Origin of the sequence: Xiashengella succiniciproducens (assembly GCF_023674465.1) — a bacterium.
GTDB classification, from domain to species: domain Bacteria; phylum Bacteroidota; class Bacteroidia; order Bacteroidales; family Marinilabiliaceae; genus Geofilum; species Geofilum succiniciproducens.
In genome coordinates, this window is the sequence record NZ_CP098400.1 from 109392 (window position 1) to 134726 (window position 25335).

General features: G+C 41.7%; 26 protein-coding genes. 5 read left to right on the forward strand and 21 right to left on the reverse strand.

The window, feature by feature from the left end:
- Nucleotides 1-17: 17 nt before the first annotated feature.
- The 20 genes from M9189_RS00470 to M9189_RS00565 form a co-directional block, all read right to left on the reverse strand.
- Nucleotides 18-398 (reverse strand): DUF1987 domain-containing protein, encoded by a 381-nt coding sequence (locus tag M9189_RS00470; RefSeq protein ID WP_250723946.1) that lies wholly within the window; start codon nt 396-398, stop codon nt 18-20.
- A 12-nt stretch (nt 399-410) separates the two neighbouring features.
- A complete protein-coding gene (locus M9189_RS00475) occupies nt 411-974 on the reverse strand; it encodes a SiaB family protein kinase (protein ID WP_250723947.1) in 564 nt (187 codons plus the stop codon).
- Between the two features lie 41 nt (nt 975-1015).
- A complete protein-coding gene (locus M9189_RS00480) occupies nt 1016-3640 on the reverse strand; it encodes a PAS domain S-box protein (protein ID WP_250723948.1) in 2625 nt (874 codons plus the stop codon).
- Nucleotides 3637-4413, reverse strand: coding sequence for a GAF domain-containing protein (locus M9189_RS00485; RefSeq protein ID WP_250723949.1), 777 nt, complete (start codon nt 4411-4413; stop codon nt 3637-3639). Before M9189_RS00485 ends, M9189_RS00480 begins: the two co-directional genes overlap by 4 nt.
- Nucleotides 4410-4982 carry a chemotaxis protein CheB gene (locus tag M9189_RS00490; protein ID WP_250723950.1) on the reverse strand — a complete coding sequence of 191 codons (573 nt, stop codon included), beginning with the start codon at nt 4980-4982 and terminating at the stop codon, nt 4410-4412. Before M9189_RS00490 ends, M9189_RS00485 begins: the two co-directional genes overlap by 4 nt.
- The gene (locus tag M9189_RS00495; RefSeq protein WP_250723951.1) at nt 4975-5808 is read right to left on the reverse strand and encodes a CheR family methyltransferase; all 834 of its coding nucleotides are present in this window, start codon (nt 5806-5808) and stop codon (nt 4975-4977) included. Before M9189_RS00495 ends, M9189_RS00490 begins: the two co-directional genes overlap by 8 nt.
- Nucleotides 5809-5813: 5 nt before the next feature.
- A complete protein-coding gene (locus M9189_RS00500; protein ID WP_250723952.1) occupies nt 5814-6662 on the reverse strand; it encodes a CheR family methyltransferase in 849 nt (282 codons plus the stop codon).
- Between the two features lie 16 nt (nt 6663-6678).
- A complete protein-coding gene (locus tag M9189_RS00505) occupies nt 6679-8553 on the reverse strand; it encodes a PAS domain S-box protein (RefSeq protein WP_250723953.1) in 1875 nt (624 codons plus the stop codon).
- Nucleotides 8554-8584: 31 nt separating this feature from the next.
- Nucleotides 8585-9670, reverse strand: coding sequence for a protein-glutamate methylesterase/protein-glutamine glutaminase (locus tag M9189_RS00510; protein WP_250723954.1), 1086 nt, complete (start codon nt 9668-9670; stop codon nt 8585-8587).
- A 73-nt stretch (nt 9671-9743) separates the two neighbouring features.
- The gene (locus M9189_RS00515) at nt 9744-10151 is read right to left on the reverse strand and encodes a chemotaxis protein CheD (protein ID WP_250723955.1); all 408 of its coding nucleotides are present in this window, start codon (nt 10149-10151) and stop codon (nt 9744-9746) included.
- A 73-nt stretch (nt 10152-10224) separates the two neighbouring features.
- The gene (locus M9189_RS00520; RefSeq protein WP_250723956.1) at nt 10225-11124 is read right to left on the reverse strand and encodes a sensor histidine kinase; all 900 of its coding nucleotides are present in this window, start codon (nt 11122-11124) and stop codon (nt 10225-10227) included.
- Between the two features lie 21 nt (nt 11125-11145).
- Nucleotides 11146-12027, reverse strand: coding sequence for a CheR family methyltransferase (locus tag M9189_RS00525; RefSeq protein WP_250723957.1), 882 nt, complete (start codon nt 12025-12027; stop codon nt 11146-11148).
- A 24-nt stretch (nt 12028-12051) separates the two neighbouring features.
- Entirely contained in the window at nt 12052-12531 is a 480-nt protein-coding gene (locus M9189_RS00530) for a chemotaxis protein CheW (RefSeq protein WP_250723958.1), read from the reverse strand.
- A gap of 15 nt (nt 12532-12546) precedes the next feature.
- Nucleotides 12547-12999: a chemotaxis protein CheW gene (locus M9189_RS00535; RefSeq protein ID WP_250723959.1), complete on the reverse strand. Its 453-nt coding sequence runs from the start codon at nt 12997-12999 to the stop codon at nt 12547-12549.
- A 24-nt stretch (nt 13000-13023) separates the two neighbouring features.
- On the reverse strand, nt 13024-15078 hold the full coding sequence (locus tag M9189_RS00540; RefSeq protein ID WP_250723960.1) for a chemotaxis protein CheA: 2055 nt from the start codon (nt 15076-15078) through the stop codon (nt 13024-13026).
- A 57-nt stretch (nt 15079-15135) separates the two neighbouring features.
- Complete coding sequence (locus M9189_RS00545; protein WP_250723961.1) at nt 15136-15462, reverse strand: Hpt domain-containing protein; 327 nt, start codon at nt 15460-15462, stop codon at nt 15136-15138.
- A 13-nt stretch (nt 15463-15475) separates the two neighbouring features.
- Complete coding sequence (locus tag M9189_RS00550; protein WP_250723962.1) at nt 15476-15841, reverse strand: response regulator; 366 nt, start codon at nt 15839-15841, stop codon at nt 15476-15478.
- A gap of 40 nt (nt 15842-15881) precedes the next feature.
- On the reverse strand, nt 15882-16199 hold the full coding sequence (locus tag M9189_RS00555; protein ID WP_250723963.1) for an STAS domain-containing protein: 318 nt from the start codon (nt 16197-16199) through the stop codon (nt 15882-15884).
- Between the two features lie 31 nt (nt 16200-16230).
- Nucleotides 16231-18012, reverse strand: coding sequence for a methyl-accepting chemotaxis protein (locus M9189_RS00560; protein ID WP_250723964.1), 1782 nt, complete (start codon nt 18010-18012; stop codon nt 16231-16233).
- Between the two features lie 104 nt (nt 18013-18116).
- Nucleotides 18117-18632: a YfiR family protein gene (locus M9189_RS00565; protein WP_250723965.1), complete on the reverse strand. Its 516-nt coding sequence runs from the start codon at nt 18630-18632 to the stop codon at nt 18117-18119.
- Nucleotides 18633-18912: 280 nt separating this feature from the next.
- Here M9189_RS00565 and M9189_RS00570 point away from each other — a divergent pair, with 280 nt between their 5' ends.
- Entirely contained in the window at nt 18913-19890 is a 978-nt protein-coding gene (locus M9189_RS00570) for a polyprenyl synthetase family protein (RefSeq protein ID WP_250723966.1), read from the forward strand.
- Between the two features lie 119 nt (nt 19891-20009).
- The gene (gene atpD / locus M9189_RS00575; protein WP_250723967.1) at nt 20010-21434 is read left to right on the forward strand and encodes a F0F1 ATP synthase subunit beta; all 1425 of its coding nucleotides are present in this window, start codon (nt 20010-20012) and stop codon (nt 21432-21434) included.
- 199 nt (nt 21435-21633) lie between these two features.
- On the opposite strand, the gene M9189_RS00580 is transcribed toward atpD, so the two are convergent.
- Nucleotides 21634-23019, reverse strand: coding sequence for an IS1380 family transposase (locus M9189_RS00580; RefSeq protein ID WP_250722148.1), 1386 nt, complete (start codon nt 23017-23019; stop codon nt 21634-21636).
- Nucleotides 23020-23259: 240 nt separating this feature from the next.
- Between M9189_RS00580 and atpC the strand changes: the two genes are divergently transcribed.
- From atpC to M9189_RS00595, 3 genes are all read left to right on the forward strand, one after another.
- Nucleotides 23260-23526 carry an ATP synthase F1 subunit epsilon gene (gene atpC / locus M9189_RS00585; protein ID WP_250723968.1) on the forward strand — a complete coding sequence of 89 codons (267 nt, stop codon included), beginning with the start codon at nt 23260-23262 and terminating at the stop codon, nt 23524-23526.
- A gap of 145 nt (nt 23527-23671) precedes the next feature.
- Nucleotides 23672-24280 carry a DUF4254 domain-containing protein gene (locus M9189_RS00590; RefSeq protein WP_250723969.1) on the forward strand — a complete coding sequence of 203 codons (609 nt, stop codon included), beginning with the start codon at nt 23672-23674 and terminating at the stop codon, nt 24278-24280.
- A complete protein-coding gene (locus M9189_RS00595) occupies nt 24277-25332 on the forward strand; it encodes a glycosyltransferase family 9 protein (RefSeq protein ID WP_250723970.1) in 1056 nt (351 codons plus the stop codon). The genes M9189_RS00590 and M9189_RS00595 overlap by 4 nt, the downstream gene beginning before the upstream one ends.
- Nucleotides 25333-25335 lie beyond the last annotated feature (3 nt).

The window sequence follows — 25335 nt, forward strand, 5'->3', positions numbered from 1 at the left end:
TCAAATCTGTTGTGGCATTAATCGTTATATACCACGTATTCGAAAGGTATCTCAACAATGTCGGAATATTCTTCTCCGGCTTCCAGCATATCTTCCTCGTCTTCGTGGTAGTGCCACTTGATAACAACCTCCTTGCCTTTTTCAACGATTTCCTCGAATTTCAGCAGAATATCGAGAATGACCTTTGATGAAGCCGTATTGAAATACTCCAGTTTGAAATTAAACTCAGTCCTGTCAAGAGGATCTTTGGCATACTCGTCTATCCAATCCAGTATTTGTTCATAAAACTGGTTTACATCTTCCGGAAGAGAACGTCCTGAAATCTCAAAATGTCCGCTAGCCTTGTCGAGTATCACATTAGGAGTATCGTCCGTGCCTTTGATGTTTATTACTTCCATATTAGCTTATTTTCAAATTCTTTTGATTGTTGATGTAAGGATAAAGAAAGAAACCTGATCGTTGAGTTCCTTGAACTGGTATGTAAGTTTACTTCCAGTCTTCTTTGCTATATCGATCAGTCCAAGACCGGCACCGCCTTTCTCAGAAATAGTGGATTCTTTGATCTGCTTTTTGTACAGGTCAGAAAGTCCTTCTTTGTCCAGGCTGTTGATATGCTCAAGGGTTTCCTTAAGACCAGGAACTCTTTCATTCTTGATAATATTTCCGGTGATGATACTGTATGAGTCTTCTCCTTTACTAACCATAACAATACCTCTGCGCTCCTCTTCTTCATCGGAAAGCGAATCGGCATGTTTGCTGATATTTTGCAGACACTCAACCATAACATTAAATACCTTCTTTTGGACGGTATTTGATTCGGCATTCTTTGTAAGACTCTTTTCTGTAAGAGAGGTAAAAGTCTTGGTAATTTCCTGAGTTACTTCGCCTTCGTAAACCAAGTTGATTTCATTGGTTTTCATGGTTTTATACAGCTGATAGGCAAAATCCAGAAATCCTTGTTTTTCTTTTTCCATTTTGTTAAATATTCAAAGTGTCCAAAAATGCGTAAATATAATCACAATTCAATTCCTATCAATAATACATCGTCAACTTGTTTCTCGTCACCCATCCAATCATAGAAATGCTTGGAGAAGGATCTTGACAGTTGTGCCATGCTTACATCAGGGCTTTCGGTAAGGATTTCCCTAATTTTTTTAACCTGGAACTTTTTGCGGTCAGGGCCACCGATCTGGTCGGGAAGTCCGTCACTAAATATGAAAATCTTATCACCTTCCTGATACTCAAGCAGGTGATTTTCAAAGTCCTTTTCCGGTTTATTGGCCAAGGGTATACCACCAATGGCCTTCCTATCTCCTCTATACTCGTTCAGTTCGCCATTTCTCATCAGGAACAAAGGTCTGTGAGCACCGGCAAATTCAAGGGTTTTCTTTTCCTTGTCTATCTTGCAGAATGCCAGGTCCATTCCATCCCTGCCAAGAGCTCCTTCCTGATCCTGCTTCAGAGTAGTCCTAACCTGCTTGTGCAGTTCGTCAAGAATCTGGGCAGCCGAATAATCCGGATTGGCACTAACTATGTTGTTTAGCAGGAAGTATCCGATAAAGCTTATCAAGGCTCCCGGTACTCCGTGACCCGTACAGTCCACTGCAGCAATGTAATATATACCTTCTTTTTGGAAAAACCATGGGAAATCACCGCTAACCACATCTTTAGGTCTGTAAAAGATGAAAGAGCGTGGGAAGTGGTCTTGTATATGTTTTGTCTGCGGCAATATTGATGTCTGAATCCGTTGAGCATAATTGATACTGTCGGATATCTTTTTGTTCTTCTCCTTAATATCCTGTTCAATCTTCTTGAACTCAGTCATGTCGTGAGCCACAAAGAGGATGGTTTCAAGGTCCCCTTCTTCATTGAGTTCGGGTATGGCTTTTATCTCCATAATTCGCTCTCCGTCACGCGAATTCATAGGAACTTCGGCAAAGAGTTGCTCCTGGTTATGACGGATGCTTGCAAGGCTGCTTTCGGCAAACTCGATAAAGCGGCTGTCTACGTCGAGTTCACTGATTCTCTTTTTGACCAGTTCTTGAGCTTCGGCATCCACAAATCTGGCTGCTGTAGGGTTAACATATACAAGCTTACCCTGAGTGTTGATACGCATAATCATATCAGGCGAGTTTTCCGACAAGCTTTGCATCCTGCTCTTCATTCTTTCTTCCTTCTCGGCCCTCTTGCGTTCGGTGATATCCTGCGTATTGAAGATGATACCCCTTATAGCAGGGTCGTGCAGCAGGTTTTTACCCTTGGTTTCAAGGTAGATCTTTTCGCCGTTTTTGCGTAGATAGGTGTATTGAGCTATTTGTTCCCCACCAGGAGTATCAAGCAGATACTGGAACAAAGAATTTATTGCTTTCAGGCCCCTTGGAGTAAGGATGTCGGGGTGCATACCACCAATATTATCTTCCTTACTATAGCCTAAGATCCGTTCGACAGACGGACTTTCATAAACAAGTTCCTGATTTTCGTTGTAAATTGAAATAAACTCAGAGGCATTTGTCAAAAGCGCCTGCAGACGCTTTTGGGAGTTAGCAACTTCCTGAATCTGAGCTTCCAGCATCTGGTTAGAGCGTTCCAGCTCTTCCTGGGCTGCAACCATTTCGATAGCATTCTTACGCAGTTGTTCCTCGTTTCTGCGCAAAGCTTCAGTCATTCTCTGGGATTCGTCAAGCAGCCTTTCAGTCTTGGTTGTAATTTTAACATTGTAGATTGTTTGACCTATGATGGAGCTGACCTCATTTGCAAAGTGTAGCATAAAGCCAGGAACCTTGTCAAGGAAGGCTATTTCACAAACACCTTGCAACTGTTCTTCCTGAAGCAGAGGGATAATAACGATGCTTTGAGGTTTCTGCTCACCCAGAAGTCCCGAGGTGATATTGTAGTAATCTTCGGGTATGTCGGTGCGGTAAATCAGTTCCTTTTCATATGCCGCTGCACCAATCAGTCCCTGTCCTATTCTGATTTCATTGTACTTGTCGAATCTGCGTCGGCCGTAAGCGTACATCGCAGTTCTCTCGAGTATCTTCCTGTCGTCGTTGAAGATGTAGAAAGCCCCCTGAATCCCATTCATAAATTCAATCAGGGCTTTTGTTGTTGAAACTGACAGTTCCTCGAGGTTGTGAGCATTCCGGAGGATGTCTGAAATCAACTCCTTCCCTGTTGCTATCTTGTTGGCTTCCTCTTCCTTTTTCTTGCTTCCCTTGATGTTATTGGCCAGAGATACAAGTACTTCAGAAAGCGCATCATTGCTCAGATGTTCTTCTTCCCATTGATTTTTCAGCAACTTATTGGCCAGTTCGATATTGCTTTCAATTCTTTGCTCAAGTTCCTTGCTTTTATCGTTGGCCGCTTCTGTCTTTCTGTTTATTTCATTCAGGAAATAAACGATGACTGCAGGGCTTCCAAGGATAAGGATGTCCAGCAGGATAACGGGGAAATAGCTATGGGCATTAAGGATATTTACAAAAGAGACCGGCTTGTCAAGGATTGCAAGGAATCCTGACCAGGATAACAAAAGCAACAGCAGCACTGCCATTAGTATCATCACCCTGTAATAAGGGTGTAATACATGGAGAGAGAAGTGCCTGTAGAGGGCCTTGGCATTTATCCTTTTATTCAATTTCATCATTGTAAGATCTCCATTTCAACCAATCTGGCTGAGATTTCGTTCCACATTTTATCTATGCCGGCTTCACTAAATGTAAGCATCTCGACTAAGTAAATACAGTGACCATCCTTAACGATAGGCAGGCAGTACAGCCAACCTTTTGATGAGGATCCCAGACCGCTGGATATCTGCAACATGCAATTATCTACGTTGTCGGCTACAACCGGTTTCATTTCTGTGACAGCCTGTCCGTTCATGCCCTCACCCGGTTCGAAGGGCTTGGGAATGAAATCCTCAGGCAATGCGTAGGACTCTTCTACGATAAAAGTCCCGGATTGTTTGTCTTCCTTGTAAAGTATTGCTGCCCCGGCACTGAAACTAGCTGCCAGAAGGTGCAGGAAGTACTTTCTGTCACTTATAGCATTTTGCTCTGAGAACAGTTTTTTGAGCATTCTCTCCTGATAGGAAGCAAATCTCTTAGTCTCATTTTCCTTTTTTTCGTAGTCGTTGATCAGGCTTTTGAGAAATTCATTTTCCTGCTCCCACTTTTCTTTCTCCTTGTTGAAGTTTTCTTCAAAGGCCTTGAGTTCTTTTTCCCGTTTTTGATAGTAGAGGACTGCAACAAAGAGCAGGGCAAGGAAGAACAGCATCGACAGAGTTTCCATTGACACTACCATTGGAACAGTGTCTTTGGGCAGAAGGAATAGCTTTCCGAAAGCAAATACAAAGCCCATACCTGCGCAGACAAAGAGCTGCACTATGTGATCAGCGAACCATTTCTTACCTGATTTCATGAAGGTAAAGAGTTTAGGATTTGTACAATCTGTTCTGGTGATACTACCTCGTCTGGTTTAAACAATTCAAGAGCAGCTTTAGGCATAGTATCAATATCGGCTGTTGCCGGATCCTGTATTATGGTATAACCTTTTTTGTCGGCTATAGCTTTGATACCAAGGGCGCCGTCTCTGTTGGCTCCTGTTAGAAGTATGCCCATAGCTTTATCACGGTATGCATATGCTGCCGAGAAAAAGGTATGATCTATCGAAGGCCTGCTATGGTTGCGTGGCTCCTCTGTCGACAGGGCAAAAGTCCCGTCCAGTTCAATAAATAAATGATAATTAGCCGGTGCCAAATATACGGTATTTGGCTCCATTTTATCTTTGTCGTTGGGTTCAACTATTTTAATAGCAGACTTAAGGCTTAGCCCTTCTACAAGGCCTGAGCGCACGTGCTTCAGCCTGTGAAGGCTAAGTACTATGGGTATCCTGAAGTCAGGCCTGATATCGGCCAGAATGCTAGACAGCACTGAAAAACTACCTGCCGACCCACCTATCACTATTATTTTATAGTCAGCATTATACATAATAACTGTAATTATTCGATGCAGGTTTCCTGTAAATGTTTTCGTTTGCATCCACAACTTCCAGTTCATCAGCCAGCTCTTTTGGCAGCCTTTCCTTGACTCCTATAATTAGATATCCACCGGGAATCAGGGAATTGATCAAAATCCTAAAGGCTTTTCTTGCCAGCAGGTGATTGTAATATATCGAAATATTGCGGAACATAATCAGCGCTACTGAGTTTTCAGGCATAGCCTGCGAAAAGTAGCAACTCAAACGGCATTCGATGTTGCTGCGGTATTGCTCTAGCAATACCGTTTTGCCGTTGTCTTTCTCAAAATAGTCTGCATAGCAGTTTTTGTCCTCGAGGCGCTTGTAATTAGTGAGGTTTGTTTCAAACTTATCCTGGTTTACTACCCCCTTGCTAATGTTTTCAAATCGCAGTCTCGAAGGAGTCTGGCATATTATTTTGTACTTGTCTCCAAGTCCCTTTTCGTGGAGTACTAAAGCAAGGGAAAATGTTTCTTCGCCGTCAGACTCAACCGGAAACCAGATTTTATCAGAACCCACGGGCATATTTGTAAGGACCTTGTCCCTCAATGTACGCCACAAAGCAGGGTCTCTGAACATCTCAGTTGTGTTGACCATGATTTCGGACATGATCTCGTCCCTGAAATTTACATCTTTAAGCTTCTCCTGTAACAGGTCAAGTCTGCGAAGGCTTGATTGCGTAAATACTTTAGATAGCCTTCGTTTAAGAAATGACAGGGAGTAATTTGTATAGTTCATGTCCGGATATGCGGCCATGACTTTAGTGATCTCCCTTATCTCATTAATTCCCAGCTCCACTTCTTTTAGTATTTAAAATGAAAAGCGTTAGTTCTGGTATAGACGGGTCCGTTTTTGGTAAACTTTGTGTTCATAAATCCGCTGATTGTCTCATGCGAGCCCAGAATCAGTGAAGATCCCGGAAAGAGCTGGTTATGAAACATCTGTATTATTTTCGACTGCAATGATGGATTGAAATAGATAATCACATTGCGGCAGAATATAAGGTCGAAGCGGTTGTAAAACGGTAACTTGGTGCTGACCAGGTCGTGTCTAATATACTTTACTTTGTTGAGGAACTCAGGCACTACGCTGATAGTGTCTTTTCCCTCATTGCAAGTGAAGTATTTCCTGAAATCAGGTGCATCATTTTCACCAAATACGGCCTTGAAATTCCTGTTGTAATTAATATAGTTGAAGCTATACCTAAAAACTCCTTTTTTGGCGTTCTCAATAGCATTTCTGCTGATATCCGTAGCATAGATATCTGCTTTATCAAGTAGGTTGAGATGGTCCAGCAGGACCATCAGTGAATATACTTCCTGACCTGTTGAGCAGCCTGCATGCCAGATATTTATTTTCTTATAACTGCTAAAATGCGGCAACAATTTATGCAGAATGTATTGCCAAACTTCAGGATCCCGAAATAATTCGGTTGTATTGACAGTAATTGCTTCTACTACCTGCTCGACAAACTGGGTATTGGTTCTGATTCTATAAATCAGTTCCTCCATTGTCAGGTTATTATCCTGCATTACCTTTTGGATACGCCGGCTTATCGAATTATCCGAGTACTCACTAAAATCGTACGGCGAACATTCCTTAAGAGCCTGCAGAAATTCCCTGTATGTCCATCCACTCTCTCTATCCTGCATACTTAAGGTTTAAAAATCAGAACAGTTCCACTTCAATATTTTGGATAAATGCCGTATGAGAATACTCTTCACCCACCTTGGCTTCTGAGAGAAGCATAAGTACCGGAATCTCTTCCCCGTACTTGTTTCTAATAGGAATCTCCCGTCTTTCTCCAACGATCTTTTCCTTGCCTTTAGTTACAAAGGCAGCAACAAAATCATTTGTTTTAATTGCTTCTTTTGAGAACAGCATACTTATATCCTGTCCAATGACTTCACTGCGGTCATATCCCCAGAGTTTCTCTGCGGCTGCGTTGAAGAAGTCGAGGACTCCTTCATTGTTAATTGTTATAATAGCATCTAAAGCGCCTTCAAGGGTTTTTTCATTTCTGATTTTGATAGCTTCAACTTCAGCAAACTGCGCTTTTACCTCATTCCTTGCTGATTCGAGCATCTTACCCAGTTCTTCCTTGGATTGCTTCAGAGCCTCTTCCATTTTGACGGTTTCAGTAACGTCAAATTCAAGGCTTAAGATCTTTAATATCTCGTTGTTATGGTCAACAACAGGACTATATGTAGAGAGAAGGTAGATGTCGTTTCCTGGTTTTGTTCTTCTTCTCACCCTACCCCGGAAGGTCCTTCCCTGTTGCAGATCAGCAAGTATTCTGTCGAGTTCCGGCAGATCTTCCTTAAAGAAGAAAATTTTGAGGTTTTGATTTTCAACCTCTTCTGGTTTGTATTTGAATGCGTTCAGGAAGTTTTCATTGACTGAAAGTAGGTTGCCTTCAGTATCAAATTCACAAGAGATAGCAGCATGTCCGATAGCATCCAGAATACCTTTAAGCTCAGTCTCCCTACGATCGCTCTCTTCCTGCGTAGCACGCATTTCTTCGAGGTTCTGACGTAGTTCTTCTTCCTGTTGTGACATCTTTTCAGCCTGTATCTGTGTCTCTCTAAGCAGCTTATTGGTTTGGATATTATTCCTTACCATTGCAATTGTTGAGGCGATACTTTCAGCTGATTTTTCCACAAGCTCTATCTCAAAGGGCTGCAACTTCTGGAAGGAAGCTAGTTCGATGACACCATACAATTCATCGTTGGTCTTGAGAGGAACGAGCAGGATGGTACCCGGATTGGCTCCTCCCAATCCGGAAGTAATATGAATATAATCGTGAGGTACGTCAGTGAGGTAGATTGTTTCTTTTTCAAGGCCACATCGTCCTAACAGTCCTTCACCCCAATTAACCTTTTTGTCGGCATATTTGCGGCGGTCGAAAGCAATACAGGATGTCATTTCGAAGTATTTCTCACCTGATTTGGAAGTGTTTACAAGAAATACTCCACCCTGGTTTACCTTCATATAACTGATCAGATAGCGAAGGATTTCGTAAGATAGTTCTTCAAGGTTATCACTTGACCTGCGAAGGATTTCGCCAAACTGTGCCAGACCATGAGTAACCCAGTTACGCTGCTCTTCCTCTATTCTTCTTTGTTCCTGTTCGGTATTTGTTTTGATCATATATTCCCTGAAACGCAGAAGGGCTCTACCGGTAGGATCGTTCTTATGAAATTTGAAAGGTACGTCTAGTTTGCCCTGTCTCAGGTTTTCGATAAAGTTGAGTACTATCCTTGTACGATTTGCTTCTTTACTTAGCTTGAATGATTGTCTTTTGATTATTTGGGTGAATCTGGCAGACAGATAGTAGGCGAAGACACCAAAAACAACCGGTAATGAGATAATGGCCCAGGAAGCCGGGAAAAAGTGAAACAGTGCCTGTATTCCGTTTCGTCCCTCCCTCAATACAGGAGAATCCAGTCCAAGCAGTATGATAATAACTGCTGTGACTACTCCAACGCTTGCGCCATGTAATGTCGATTTGGAAACTAACGTTTGATAGTTGACCTTCTTCATTTTTATGTTTTTATCCTGGTTGGCTTTCATATCAAGATCCTACAAAAAAGTGTTTTACTAGATAGGACGCCATATCGTCAAGGCTGATAATATCCTTAGCAGCACCAAGTTTGGCAGCTTCCTTTGGCATTCCGTATACGATTGATGACTGTTGATCCTGGGCAACAGTATGTGCACCAACTTCCTTGAGCTCAAGCAGTCCCTTAGCTCCATCGGCTCCCATTCCTGTAAGGAGAATTCCGGTGGCGTTCTGACCAGCATATCTTGCTGCAGATCTAAAAAGCACATCTACAGATGGCCTATGGCGGTTGACCAAGGGGCCTTTTTTTACATCTACCGAGTATTCCTTGCCGCTACGCTTAAGAAGCATATGGTAGTTACCCGGTGCTATAAGTACCCTTCCCTGATACAGTTTATCCCCGTCTTCTGCTTCTTTTACTTCGAGCTGACTAATACCGTCAAGACTTTTTGCAAAAGACTTAGTGAAGCCCTCGGGCATATGTTGCACTATTGCAATACCTGGCATTCTGGGTGGCAGTTCTGCAAGAATCTGTCTGATGGCCTGTGTCCCTCCTGTTGAAGCACCAAGTACAATAATCTTTTCAGTATCTATTATCCTATTGGCCAAGGGAGCCTTTTCAAGGATAATATCAGCTGAGTATTTGGGTTTAACTATAGTTGGTGCCGGCGAGCTAAGTTTAAGCCTTGACAGTTTGGCTTGTGATGCAGCTTTAACAGCATCACAAATCATTATTTTTTGTTCGTTGAAAAACTGAGCAGCATTCATGGCGGGTTTTCCAATTATCTCGGAAGCCCCGTATTCAAGTGCCTTCATTGCCGTTTCAGTACCCTCGTGGGTAAGAGATGATATTACTACAACAGGGATAGGGTGCTGGGACATAATCTTGCGAAGGAAGGTCAGTCCGTCCATCCTTGGCATTTCTATATCCAGCGTGATGACATCAGGCATCTGCTTCATCATTTTACCTACGGCTATGATAGGATCTGCCGCAGTGCCTATGACTTTAATCTGAGGATCAGACTCAAGAATAGCTGTAAGGCTTTGTCTTACAACAGCCGAGTCGTCAACCACCAATACCTGAATTTTTTGATCCATGATTTGCTGAGGTAAATATCGTTTTCTCCTAATTACCCATCAGGGCAAGAACCAACATGATTCAACTACCTGTTTACTTGACGCTTTTCTCAATGAACTTATGTCTTACCTCTCCTGTGTCGGTAAAAAACAGGATTTTTCTTCCTTTCCTTCCTCCCGTACTCGATGCAATAATTGGGATGCCCTTTTCCTCCAACATCAGTCTGGCCACCCTGATATTCCGCTCGCCGATAAGCATCGCGCTACCGTCTTTTGAGATGAGATCCCCTCCTCCAAAGATCTTGGCCTGCAGATGTTCTTTCTTTGCACCTAATTGCATCATTCGTTCGAGTAGCTTTTCAATAGCTATATTGCCAAATTTGGGCGATGCAAGGTCGTTCCCGTTCCAGTGGGGTAGCATATAGTGATTTATGCCCCCTACCTTAGTAACAGGATCCCACAAGCATATGGCCACACAAGAACCCAGAATGGTCTTCACCATATAAGGTTCTTTACTGGCAAATAATGTGGAAGGATACAAAAAGTGTTGTAAATAATGATTCATTTACTATTCCTTAAAAAATCTCATCATCACCATCGAAGAACAAATCGCTTCCGTCTCCGCTAAATCCTTCAACCACATTCTTTGCCTCGGGAATACGTACAGTAAATGTAGAACCTTCCCCTTTGCGACTATCTATTTCGATTGAGCCACCCAGTACATCGAGCAAAGCTTTTGAAATTGAAAGTCCCAAACCATGGCCTCTGTTGATGGAGTTGATACCAGAGTCGAGTCTCTTGAATCGTTCGAAGATGATTTTTTGATTTTTCTCGGAAATACCTGTACCAAAATCCTGAACTGATATAACAAGATTGTCGTCTTCGGCCGTTACCGAAATGATTACCTTGCTATCTTTATAACTGTATTTCAAAGCATTATTGAGCATGTTGCTCAGGATAAGCTTTAATTTTTCGCTATCGGTTTTGAAATAGAAGTTCTTTCCAAAGCCGTATTCAATATTGTAATTGAATACGATTTCAATAGCCATTTTCCTGGCTACCAGGCTGAAGGAATCGATGATGGTCTGAATAAGGTTGCGAATATTTACTTTGGCAATATTCGGTACTACCTCACCGGCCTCAATCTTTGCAGCAACAAAGATGTTTCTCAGCTGAAAGTCAAGGTTAAATGCTTCGCTATGTATAAGAGCAACCATAGACACAACTTTCTTCCAGTCTTGCTTTTCTACTGATAGTATTGCCTTGGATAGCCCCAGAATAGACGTAAACGGGTTAACTATTTCATTCGAAATATTGGATATGAAATGGCTTTTTAAGGATTCTGATTCCTTATATCGCTGAGTTACTTCCTGAAGTTCTTGCGTAAGTGCATTAATCTCACGTTCATATTTTTCGCGATCATTTAGCCGATCTTTCAGTTCCTTTAGCAGCTGTTTATCCGAAATTCTCGTCATAATCTTTAGTTATTGATAGCTTTAGTTTATTACTTTCTCAAAAATGGTTGGTTTTATATGTTTCAAAGGCACATCCATACCTGATAGGGACTCAGAATGGCCTATAAAAAAATGTCCTCCCGGCTTTAGGTGATAACACAGTTTGTTAATCACTTTTTCCTGCGTCTGTCTGTCAAAGTATATTAGAACGTTTCTGCAAAAAATGACATCAAACTGTTCCTTTATACCGTAAGCAGGGTCCATAAGGTTCAAATAGTTCAAGCTAAGTGATCTTTGAAGTATCGGATGCACCCTAACTGTTGGATTTGAAGGATCCTTACTTTTCAGGAAATATTTCTTCTTTAGTTCATATGGGATATTTTCAATCCTATTGGCCTGATACACACCTTTTGCAGCACGTTCAAGCATCTGTGTAGAAATATCAGTTCCAAGAATTGAGAATTTGAAGCTAGGGTTATTCTGTGTGAATTCATTCAAAACAATTGAAATTGTATATGGTTCCTCTCCACTAGAGCAACCTGCACTCCATACCTTAAACACCTGATTGTAATTATCTTTTACGAAAGCAGGCAGTACATCCTCGTTGAGGTAAATGAAGTGTACAGCTTCCCTGAAGAAGTCAGTTTTATTGGTTGTTACAACATTCAAAAAATGAAGTAGTTCCTTGTCCTGACCTTCCTTGCTGAAAAAGTACTCCTTGTACTGTGAATAAGAGTTCATCTTCAGTTCGCGGATACGTCTTAATAAGCGACCTTGAAGCATAACTCTTTTAATAGGGGGCATTTTTATCCCATATTCAGAATAAATAAACCTGCTAAAAGCATCGAAGTCCTCTTCGGTCAGCTCTGCTTTAAAGCAATCCAGTCCGCCTTCAAAAAAGCTATTTTTATACCTGTCACTCATTACTGAACCAGTATACTGCTACAATTACTTTATTTCCTTGATAATATCCATGATATGTACAACCTCTTTCTGGTTGAAAATATTATCAGGATTCAATATGTAAATGAAATTATCTTGGTCTGAAAAAGTTCCTGAAACATACTCCGGTCTATAATCTTCGGATATGAACTTAATCTGGTCATCCTCTGACTCGAACACGTCTGATACAGCATCGGCAAGGATGGCAATTTTATACGTAGTTCCCAGGGCGTTGTTCATCAGTTGCAGAATAATGATGCAAGTAGAAGGACTGACTTCAACCTTTTCCATGCCAAATTTCAGACCTGTATCTATAACAGGTATAACCTCGTTATTGTATTCGGTCACTCCAGCAACAAAGGGCAATGATTGGGGAAGAGGTCTTGGTTGTTGATACTCCTTGATCTCTAACACCTTGGCCACATTGATGGCAAAAGACTCATTCCTGAGTTTAAATGTGAGATATGAATTGATTTCTACGGACATATCTTTTTCCCTATATTATTTTTCAATAGTCTCGATCAGATTGTTGATGTCAATAACATGGATAAATTCGTTATTGAAGACCAGAGTTCCCTGGAAGGACTCAATCAAACCCTTCTTTCCTTCAAGGACGGTTTCTTGTAGCTGATCTTCTTTAGTTTCAATAACTTCCTTAACCATGTCAACAAGAATGCCTACTACGGCATCTTCCTGTTCCTCAGGGTTTAAGACGACAATAGAGGCGTCACTTCCTATACTGAGGTCATCTTTCTCCATTATCACCCTCATATCAGCTACGGGTATTATATTACCATGCAGGTTAATAATACCAAGCAGATGGTCGGGAGTATTAGGCACAGGAGTAAGCCTTACTGTTTTGTAATCCAGTATATGTAAAACCTGCATCGCATCAACGGCAAAGTTATCTTCCCGTATTTGGAATGACAGTAATGTTATTTCTTTGGCTTCCATTTCAAATATTTCAATTTCCAGAGCTTAAACGGCGCTTACTTTTGAACTTTTACGGTGTTGTACCATTCGTGAAGTGTCAATAACCAGGGCTATTGTACCATCACCCATAATTGAAGCCCCAGATACTATCTTTTGTTTTCTAAGGTATCTGCCAAGGGGTTTCACAACGGTCTGGTATTCACCAACAATCGCATCGACGACCAGTCCCATAAATTTGTCTTCGGCTTTGACCATGATCATTTTAACCACATCATCTTCTATTTCAGCATCTCTGTTTACATTGAAGACTTCTCTTAAGTCAAGGAAGGGCTTTTGCTGATTATCAATTTGAATTACATTGTTGAACGAACGTTTCAGATCCTGAGGTGCCAAAGAGTAAATCTTGTCAATTGAAGAGATAGGAATTACATAACGGCTGTTACCTACAGCCACTAGCAATCCATCAATAATTGAAAGAGTCAGTGGCAACTTGATTGAGATAAGAGTACCCTTACCTAATTCAGATTCTACTGAGACTTCCCCTCTGATACCGGCAATCTTTCTTCTCACCACATCCATTCCGACTCCACGTCCTGAAACTCCTGATACCACGTCACGGGTACTAAAACCGCTAACAAATATCAGATCCATGACTTCTTTGTCACTCATCTGGGTGTCGGCATCAATAATGCCTTTGCTAATAGCCTTCTGTCTGATTACGCTTGCATCAATACCTTTTCCATCATCTGTAATTTCTATGAAGACATTGGCACCAGAGTGATACGCCTTGAAGTGGATAATACCCTTGGGGGACTTACCAGCTGCAATCCGTTCATCCGGAAGTTCAATACCATGGTCGATAGAATTACGTAGTATGTGAAGAATCGGGTCTGTAAGGTGTTCGATTATATTCTTATCCAGTTCCAGTTCTCCACCTTCGATTATAAAGTCAATCTCTTTTCCCTGCTCTTTTGAAAGGTCACGCACCAGACGTTGGAAGCGCATGAGTTCACTTTGAAGCGGGATAAGACTTATTTCAAAGGCATTTTCCCTTAACTGCCTGGACAGCTTTTGAACATTCTCACTAATTGAAGCAATAGCAGGATCTTCATGTTGATCTGCATATAATTCAAGCTGGGCTTGAATGGTAACAAGTTCGCTAACCAGATTAACCAGCTGGTCGATCTTGTGTGATGATACCCTGATGCTGGATATTTTATGTTCCTTGTTAGCTGCTCCCTTTGACTTGTCAGTAACTTGTTCCTTACTTTGTTGTTGTGACTGCCATTGTTCCTGTTTAAAGTCCTCTTTACGAAGCATTATGTTGGAGCTAGCAGCTTTTTCAATAAGAGCTTTGATTTCCGGCAAATCGATTATTGAATAGTTTGCTACCTGGTCTATGTGTAGTTCACATTCATCTTCAACAAAGATGAAGACATCCCTGATTTCATTTTCAGGTTGTTCGGTACTTAGCAGAATCTGCCAGTTTGTGTAATTAGACGTTGGTTCAAACAAATCCAGGGATGGAATTTTCTGCGTATATGCAATAGTAACAGCTTTACCCAATGCATGCAAATCATCCAGCAGGTAAAAAGGATTTGTACCATTCTGGAGCAGATCTTCCTGGGGTATGAAACTAATCAGGTAGGTCTTTGTAGCCGAAGCATTTTCAACCTGAGTAGTTTCAGTTTTTTTCTCGTGAGCAGAAGCCTGAGAACCTGTATTATTGGTAAAGGCTTCAATTCTGTGAATAAAGTTTTGCAGATCCTGTAAGTCAGAGGCAGCAGTAAGGTCACCGGTTTTCAGAAGGTACCTTATCTGGTCAATAGCCTCAAATGTAAGCGATATAAGGTCTGAGGAAACTTTGAGTTTTCCATTTCTTACCCAGTCAAATAGAGTTTCAAGATGATGGGTAAAATCACTCAAATGGTTGAACCCGAACATGGCTCCGCCACCCTTCAGAGAGTGCATTGCCCTGAATATTCTTTCAATGAGATCTTTGTTGTCCATATCTTTTTCGAGGATAAGCAGTGCTTCCTCTAGATCCTGGACATTGTCTGTTGATTCCTCAACGAATTTCGCTCTAAACTTATCAATCATAAGGTAAAATGCATTATGGCACCAAATAGCTCAAACTCCTAGCTATAAAAGCGTATATCAACCCTCTTTGTACTCTTCCTGAAATGCTTTTATCATTGCATCAATTGTCCTTCTGGTCTGCCACAGAATCTGCGGAGTAAGTTCCCTTTTCCCGTTTCTGATCTCATTGTATGTAAGTTCAAGTTTCTTCGAAAGTTGCGAAGCATTATTGAAACCCAACATTGGACCAGTTCCGCTAATCTGATGTGAAATAGTGAATATTTTATCGGCGATAGCGCTTTGTTCTTCGCTTGGGATTTCGTCCCTGCTCAGTTTCCCGTTAATTCCATCCAGCTCTTTCAATGTGTTGATATAGAACTGTTTCTTAACTTCGGCCAACATCATTATTACTATTTAATTACCTGATCACTCTAGAGATTGCGGAAAGCAGTTTTGCTGGAACGAAAGGCTTAATGATCCATCCGGTAGCACCGGCTTCTTTTGCTTCCATCTTTTTGGTAGCCTGAGATTCAGTTGTCAGGAAAAGGATTGGTACGTGTTTGTATGTTTCCATTTCCCTTACTTTTCTGATAAGTCCCAATCCATCAAGATTCGGCATGTGAAGGTCAGTGATAATGATGTCAATTTGTCTTCCATCCAGGAATTTAAGAGCATCTTCGCCGTCAACTCCTACAAGTACGTCGTAACCTTCATTTTGAAGTGTGAAGTTTACTACTTCGCGTATACTTTCAGAATCGTCTACTATTAAAACGGTTTTTGCCATAGCTGTTTATTTTGCGATTGTTTCTTTATAGTTGGATATGTTAGTTAACTTCCAGTAGTTTTTCAAAACCGGCATTCCTGACAAGAGAACTTAGGTCGTCTGAGAGTCTCAGAGAGTAAGTCACATCAAAGCCGTTTTTTGAACCGCTGTTTTTAATAGCTTTAAGCAATTGTATAAAGGTAATGTCAATATTCTCCACATTGTCAGCTAATATTACCACCTTTTCTGGTTTATTGCTCAATTGGCTCTTAACGCTTTCGGTGACTTTCTTTATTGAAACTATGGTTAATTGACCGCTGAACTCAATGTTCAGGACCCCATCAGTTTGCTTATACTCGATATTGAAATTGTCAGGCATAATAGTAATGTTAAAGCTTTACTCTGACTTCTTAAAACTTTTCATAATTCTCAAGGTCCAGGTCAAAATCCTTTGAAAAGTCTCCCAGATTGCCAGTAGTTGGCTTGGGTGCTTTTACTTTTTCAGTTTTGTCAACTTTTCCCTTTACACGTACTTCTTTAGGCTTTGCTTCGACCACGGTACTTACCTCTTTTGAAGGTTTAGTTGCTTGAGGAGCTGGTTGTTCTGGCTTTTTTCCCTTGCCAGGGATGCTTTCTTCTTCTCCAATTTTGAAGTAGCGTACAGCTTCCTGAAGGTTTTGTGCAAGGTTCAGAAGTTGTTGTGAACTTTGAGCCAGTTCATCAGAACTGGAAGCGTTTTCCTGGGTAATCATGTTTAGTTGCTGCATTGCCATATTTATTTGATCGGCACCGGTCTTTTGTTCAAGACTTGCGGCAGCAATTTCCTTGATAAGCATGGTAGTCTTTTCGATGTCGGGAACTAGCAGTCTGGCTTTTTCACCGGCCTGTTGAGATACTTTCAGACCTTTTGATACCAGGTTTGCTATTTCATCAGCAGCTATCTTACTTCTTTCAGCAAGTTTTCTCACTTCAGTAGCAACAACTGAGAAACCCCTGCCATGTTCACCAGCTCTGGCAGCTTCAACAGCTGCATTAAGTGCAAGGATGTTGGTCTGGAAAGCGATATCACTGATTATGCTAATCTTCTCTGCAATCGCCTTCATTGATGAAGTAGCCTCGGTGGTAAGTTGGCTTGCAATATTTACGTCTTTGGCTGTTTCAACGGTTATTCTTTCAGTTTCTATAGCATTTTCATTGTTCTGTTCGATGTTGGCTACCATTTCCTCAATAGAGGTTGATACCTCCTCGGCAGAAGCAGCCTGATCAGCAGATCCACGAGATAACTGCAGTGAGCTGTCTTTCAATGTCTCACTGGAATAAACCAGGTTGTTTGCATTTTCCTTGATTGACAACACAGTTTTCTTGAGGGTTAGAGCCATAGTACTCAATTCGGTTGCTAGGATTCCTAGCTCATCATTTTGGTTGACATCAACTGATGCAGTGAGATCTCCGGCGCCGATAGCCTTGGCAAATTCCACACCTTTTGTAAGGGGAGTAACTACATTGCTATAGAGCAGGATTGCAATCAGCAGAGCTGCTGCAATTGTAATAAGTCCCATCAGGATTACAGTCAGAAGCAGTGTATTTGAGGACTTTTTGGTTTGGTCAAGAGCTGCAGCATTTTCGCTGGCAAAGAAAGCATTAAGATTTTTTACTTTTACAAGAGCTTCATCAGACAGCTTCATAATATCTCCGCCCTCAGTAACCAGGTTTTCTGCTTCGAAAAACAGCATTATATCCTCATAGTCATTGAAGCTTGCCAAGTTTTGCATGATAGTCTTGTGCATTTCAAAGACCTGATCCATGGTTTCAAAGACGATGCTCAGAGTATCTCTGTTTTCTTGTTTTTTCCATTCTGTCGCAAGTATTTCCAACTGTGCCTTCACTTCAGGCCATTCGGTCTTGTGCAGATTTTCAAGACGGATTTTGTCCGGGGTACCGGGTTGTTTATCAACAAACACCCAGTTTCTGATGAGCATCTTACTTTGTGTAATCAACACATCAAGTTTATTAAGTGTCTGGAGAGTGGGTGCATATACATTGGTAACCCTGTTATTCAAACTAGTATTACGTGTTAATGTAGTAATAGTCAGTACGCTGTTTAGCAGCACAGCTAGCAGGATAACTCCAAATCCATATAATAGCTTCTGTCGAATCAGAAAGTTCTTGCCCAAGTTTATCCTAATCTTCATTTTCCTAATATTTTATTCAATCTGTATAATTCCATGCCCCAACTGGCCACGAAATATCTTTGTGACCAGCCAATAAATAAAGGTTTCAATGTCTGGCTTAAGGGTTAAAGTACAATCGCTGCTGCCATTGATTCAAGACGGGAACTAAATTGAAGTCCCATCCAAGCTGCATTTCCTTTGTGTAGTTCGAATTTGAGTGCACCATCCCGAATCACAAAATTGATGGCAGCTCCGTGGTTCGTGGCACCGTCGGTTTCTGCTATAATAAGGCTCTTATTTTTCTTTGCTTTTTCGATAAGTTGCTCCGAACTGCTTCTAATATTTACAGCCGAAGACACATAAATTACCTGACAGTTATCAACCTCATCAATTGAGCGGAACTCCTTAACAATGATGTCCTGGAATCCGAATTTCTTTCCGGCAGATTGCTCTCTGATCCAGTCAGCAACTTCCTTGTTCCTTACGACACCAATTACAAAGTCTCCTTTAAGAGATTGATCTGGCCACCCTATGTACCTTATGAAATTCAAAGTAAATACTGCCTTATACTTTGCCTCCTGAGCCTCTGTTTTAAACAGTGGCAGAGACAACAACATCAATAAAAATAATACCCTTTTCATTGCTATAGATTTCCATTTTCAATTCAACGTGTGGGAATGTTACGAAGGGATTTGGTTTTGGTTTCTTTTTTGTGTATTTTTTTGTTTTAAGACCATATTGTTCAGCGTTTTTTACAAAACTTACAATCTAGTAATTTTTTCATACTCTTATTAAACAAGAATAGGCTTTTTGCTCTTATAATGGATCTATATTGATTGTTTTGGGGCAAATTTCAATAAATTTGCCTTGGAGTAACATTCCGGCAGCAAATGCTTTACCGGATACTAACGAATTTTGATAATGAAGTATTCGGATGCCTGCAGGCAACAGATTGAAGAGGTCCTTACATCGATAGTTAAAAATCGTCAACCAGAAGGTTTGTATAAACCTGTGGAGTATATATTGTCTATAGGTGGTAAACGTATCAGGCCGATGTTATGTATGTTGGGATGTGCCTTGTATGACAAGAGCAAAGTTGACCAATGTTTATATCCTGCCGTGGGGCTTGAGTTATTCCATAATTTTACACTACTCCATGATGATATAATGGACGCCTCGGAGATGCGTCGGAACAAACCTACTGTGCATATCAAGTGGGATGATCGTACGGCAATTCTGTCAGGTGATGCCATGATGATCTTAGCTTATCAGATGGTCACCAGGGCCCCTGCAGGCAACTTGCCCAAGGTGTTGGAACTATTTAACAGAACTGCTATAGAAGTGTGTGAAGGCCAGCAGTATGATATGTATTTTGAGTCCAGGATGGACATCAGTGGGGATGAATACCTTGAGATGATAAGGCTTAAGACAGCAGTTTTGCTGGGAGCCTGTCTGCAGACTGGTGCGATTATCGGAGGAGCATCTGACCAGGCTTCAGAGGCCCTTTACAAGTTTGGTTGTGATGCAGGTATGGCATTTCAGTTGCAGGATGACTGGCTTGACGTGTATGGAGACGAGGAAAAGTTTGGCAAGCCAATAGGAGGAGATATTGTAATAAATAAGAAAACATTTTTGTTGATAACAGCGTATAACAGTCTCCCGGAAGCTGCCCGCAAAGAGTTGTTGTACTGGTTGGAAAAGAAGGACTTTGACAGGCAGGATAAAATAGATGCAGTACGCAATCTCTATGATGATGCGAAGGTTTCCGATACTGCTAGGCTCCTAATGGATCAATATTACAGCAGGGCTCTAGAACATCTTGAGTATGCGGGAGGAACTGATGAGATTCGATTGGAACTGAAGGAATTTGCATATCAGATGATGGATAGGTTCAGGTAGTTGTTTATGATGCCTGGTTAGTATAGTTTAGTGTTTCAGTAAATAAGATTTCGAAAAGCTGTGAGGGAAGGCTATGTAGTCGTACCTTAAGGCTTCTTGTTAATAATATAACAACAGATATGACTGAGATAACAGGAAAGATCATCCAGGTAATAGGCCCTGTGGTTGATGTTGAGTTTGAGCCTCAAATTCATGAGCTTCCCAAGATAGATGATGCGTTGGAGATCATTGGTGATGGTAGCAACAGGATAGTGATAGAGTGTCAGCAGCACATAGGTGAACATGCCGTAAGATGTATTGCTATGGACTCTACCGATGGTCTGATGCGCGGCATGAAGGTGGTAGCAAAGGGTAGTCCTATTACTATGCCAATTGGGGAAGCCTCAAAAGGTCGACTTCTTAATGTAGTGGGCAGGGCAATTGACGGTATTGATGAGGTTAAGACCGACCGTTATTCGCCGATTCATAAGAAGGCACCTGCCTATGAGGATTTGTCACCCGAGAGTGAGATCTTGTTTACTGGTATCAAGGTTATTGACCTTATTGAGCCTTATCCAAAGGGTGGTAAGATCGGACTTTTCGGTGGCGCCGGTGTTGGCAAGACGGTTTTGATACAGGAATTGATAAACAATATAGCAAAGGGTTATTCCGGTCTCTCAGTGTTTGGGGGAGTTGGTGAACGTACCCGTGAGGGGAATGACCTGCTTCGTGAAATGATTGAGTCGGGCATTGTTGACTATGGTCCTGAGTTTAAGAGGAGCATGGAAGAGGGGAAATGGGATCTGGATAAAGTTGACACTGAAGCCTTGAAAAATAGTCAGGTAAGTATGGTGTTTGGTCAGATGAACGAGCCCCCGGGGGCTCGTCTCAGGGTTGCCCTTTCTGCTTTGACCATTGCTGAGGGTTTCCGTGACGGTGACGGAACAGAAAAGGGACGAGACGTACTTTTATTTATCGATAATATATTCAGGTTTACACAGGCAGGTTCAGAGGTATCTGCGTTGCTTGGTCGTATGCCTTCTGCAGTAGGTTATCAGCCTACTCTTTCATCTGAGATGGGTGCATTGCAGGAACGTATCACTTCAACACGCAACGGGTCTATTACTTCGGTTCAGGCCGTCTATGTACCTGCCGATGACCTTACCGACCCGGCACCTGCAACGACTTTTAGTCACCTTGATGCCACTACAGTGTTGAGCAGAAAGATTTCAGAGCTTGGTATTTACCCTGCTGTCGATCCATTGGATTCAACTTCCAGAATACTTACTCCCGAGATTGTGGGTGAGGAGCACTACAATACTGCTCAGAGAGTAAAGGAGATATTGCAGCGTTACAAGGAGTTGCAAGATATCATTGCAATTCTGGGTATGGAAGAACTCTCAGAAGAGGATAAGCTTGTAGTACACAGGGCTCGTCGTGTTCAGCGCTTCCTGTCACAGCCCTTCTTTGTTGCTGAGCAGTTTACCGGTCTTAAGGGAGCACGTGTATCTATCGAGGACACTATCAGAGGCTTTAATATGATACCTAAATTGAGCGATTCGTAATTTCACCTGCCCCCGTCGTCTCACTTGATTTCAAAAAAACGGAAATTTTCTCAGAGGTAGGCTTCTTTCGTGTACTTTTTCAACGAAAATTCAGTTCTGTTTTTCACTCAAACCGAACTTTATCGCATTTTCTATGGGTCTGGACATAAGTCTCCCATTACCACTACGGGTTTACAATCCTGAGGTATGTTGTTCTGCCTTATGCAAACTGAATTTTCGGCGGTGACTGACACCGTTCCCATAACTCTTCAATATTTATCGTTTCATAAATTACTCTGGTGACATTCAGGACAATACTCCTTGCCCTTGAGGTTATCTTGACAGCAAAATCAATAAGCTTTCTTCTGAATGTATTAGGATATACGGTTACCGGAATAACCTCTGCGGTAACATCTTGTTTGTATGCTTCGAAAATAAAGTGTGTAACTACCAGCATAAAATAATAGGCTCTGTTCATTCCAAAGGATTTAAAAGGAAGTTGTTCTCTGGTAGCAAGCTCTTTAATGCTACGATGTATCAACTCGTCGGCTCCTCTTTGGTGTGATTTTCGTATGATGGTATCAGCTTTAAACCACTCATCTCCACCGGATGCCCGAAGCCTTTTGTCAGCGACAGGACAGTTCCCGATATTGGTATAGATGACGCTGTCAGGCTTACCAAATTCCATTACGTACTGCCCGGTATCATCCCGGTGCAATCTGGTAAAAAAGCAACGACGAAACTTGGACCAGGATTTCAACTTGCTGGCAAATTCCGCAAATTGCCAGACTGCTTTATTTTTAGTGATTTTGCCCAAAGTGTCAATGGGTAAAGCCTTTACATATTCAGTAACATCATTGTACAATTTTCCTGTTGTAATGTAATGTATATTAAGCTCTTGCTCGAATATCTCGTACGCTTTCTGATCCGCAAACCCACTATCGGCGCACACCACAATAGGGACTTCTTTGGAGTATCTCTTGCGTATCAGATTTACTATAGAGCGTACCCTGTCGGTGTAATCTGATCCATGATTGGAATGAGCACTTCCTTTTCTAAAGGTCACGTCTATCAGAAACGAGCCCCAGCATATATGAAGTGGCTGAAACCCTTTCTTACGCTTGTAAGTGACCTCGCAACCTTCGCGTTTCGCAGCATCGTCATTATCCAAAACCATGGTGTCAATGCCCAGTTCTATAACTTTGGGTTTGGATATGTGAAGCCTCCAGATAAACAGTTCATTAAGTATCTTATTGAATACCGAGTTTGAAATAACGGACAGCTTCCCAAAAAAACGTTTGACCTGGTGAGAAGAGGCCAATTGGTCGGTCTTGCATTCAAGCAAACATGCATATCCTTCATCCTTTTTACTTTGATCAAAACTGCTTATGGCCATATTTGTGCCATCTATAAAAAATGCAACAATCTGTTTTACAAACTGTTGAAGCTGCAAGCCTTTGCTGTTTCCAGTAAGCAGAGAAGAAACATTACGCGATATTAGCCCATATAAGCCAATTTGCTCAGTGTAGCGAAGAAATAAAGGGAGCCCTCCACGACCAGAAATTTTATTGGTTGTAATGCCGATTTTTGTTATCTTCGTACTCATAAAAGATAGTCTTGTGCACCTAAATGGTGAAGTGTTGTTTTTTTATTTTAATACCTCTAAAATACACATTATCAAGGTTATAAGCAAGCTATCTTTTATTTTTTTTTGTATAAATCGCTCAATATAGGTGATACTAAGCGGAGAACTTGACAAGTATCCGGAAGCTGCTTTCAACCTGGTCGGTACTATTGAAGAAGCTATTGAGAAGGGTGAAAAACTGATGAAGGAGGCTCGTAGGAAATGAAAACAGACTTATTTCTCGAAGTAGTCACTCCTGAACAAATCGTGTTTGAAGGACCTGTCGGAATGGTTGAAGTTCCCGGTTTCAACGGGCGTTTCACCCTCCTGAAGGATCACGCACCAATTATTGCCTCGCTTACAAATGGCAGGATCAGAGTGATTGGGAAAGATGGCCTTGAAAGACTATTTGAGTGTAGTGGGGGTATACTCGATTGTAAGGAGAATCATGTGATCATCTTGGTTGATAAAGCATTTAAGCAGGAATAATTCAGATTTGTATAGGTTTGGTATAATATTGAGGCTGCCCGCAAAGGCAGCCTCGGTTTTTAAGACAGGGGGTAAGTGATAGCGTATGTGCAAAACGAAATAAAATTGGTACCTTTGTTGAAATTCACCAAAAGAAACATCTATTATGAGTTTTAGCCAGTTGTGTAATCAAATTTTTGATGCAACTACGGGTCATTACCATGAGTTTGACAATGTAGATGCAACACCACATAACCCTTATGAAAAAGGTTCCATTGAGTTCCTTTTGTTTTCCAAGAACTGGATAGATGCCGTTCAATGGCACCTTGAAGATATTATCAGGGATCCTGCAATTGATCCCGTTGAAGCGCTTAAGATCAAGCGCAGGATAGACGCATCCAATCAGGAGAGAACCGACCTTGTCGAGTATATTGACAGCTATCTGCTTGACAAATACAAAGATATAAAGGTTGCTAATGATGCCACAATTAACACTGAGACTCCTGCATGGGCTATCGACAGATTGTCAATCTTGGCGCTTAAGATATATCATATGAAGCAGGAGACTATTCGTACTGATGCAGCTCCGGAACATATAAAGGCATGTACTGACAAGCTAAACGTATTGCTTACCCAGCGTACTGACCTAAGCAGGGCTATCGATGAACTGCTGGCTGATATTGAAGCAGGTAGGAAGTACATGAAGGTGTACAAGCAGATGAAGATGTACAATGATCCCGCACTTAATCCGGTATTATATAAAGGAGGAAAGTGAAAAAAGGCGGTAAGATACTGGTAGTACGATTCAGTGCTTTCGGGGATGTGGCAATGACTGTACCTGTCATTGCCGGCTTTTTAAAGGCCTATCCGGAGGCAGAGGTTGTATTTGTGTCCCGTCCATTTGCAGCAAAGCTATATGAACCCTTTAGCCAGGTTCATTTTGTCAGCTTCAATCCAAAGGGGGAGCATAAGGGACTAGCCGGTATTTTCAGATTATTCAGGGAGCTCAGGTCTATTGGATCCTACAGTTTTGTTGCCGACCTACATAATGTATTGCGCAGCAGGATACTTGGCCTATTGTTTAGTTTATCGGGAATCCCTGTTTATAGGATTGACAAAGGCCGTACTGAGAAAGATGAACTTGTGAGACAGACCAACAAGAGGCTGAGACCTTTGAAGTCCACTTTTCAACGATACTGTGATGTATTTGGTGCAGCGGGTAAGGCATTTGATCTTCAGCCACTAAGTCTTAGAGGTTATTTTTTTATTGAAAGTTCACAGCCTCCACACGCATCCCTGGGACTAGCGGGTCCTCATATTGGTATTGCGCCCTTTGCGGGACATAAGTGGAAGGCCTGGCCTCTTGAGAAGGTAGAACAGCTTATAGATTTGCTTGATGAACGAGGTTTTCAGGTATACCTGTTTGGTGGTCGTGGGACTGAGGCTGAGGTGCTTGAAGATCTGGCAGGTCGCTTTGTAAACGTACACAGTCTGGCAGGTCGCTTGTCGATTGACGATGAACTGAAAGCAATGGCCATGTTGGATGTTATGATTTCGATGGATTCGGCCAATATGCACTTGGCACGTCTTGTTAATACTCCAGTGCTAAGTATTTGGGGTGCAACCCACCCGTATGCCGGGTTTTATGGCTGGCAGCTTCCCGAGGATTGGGCTGTCCAGGTTGATTTGACATGCAGGCCATGTTCCGTGTTCGGAAACAAGGAATGTTACAGAGGGGACTTTGCATGTATGGAACATATAAGTCCGGCTATGGTGGCCGACAAACTTGATTTTTTATTGACGAGGACGAGAAGTAACAGACTCTGATCC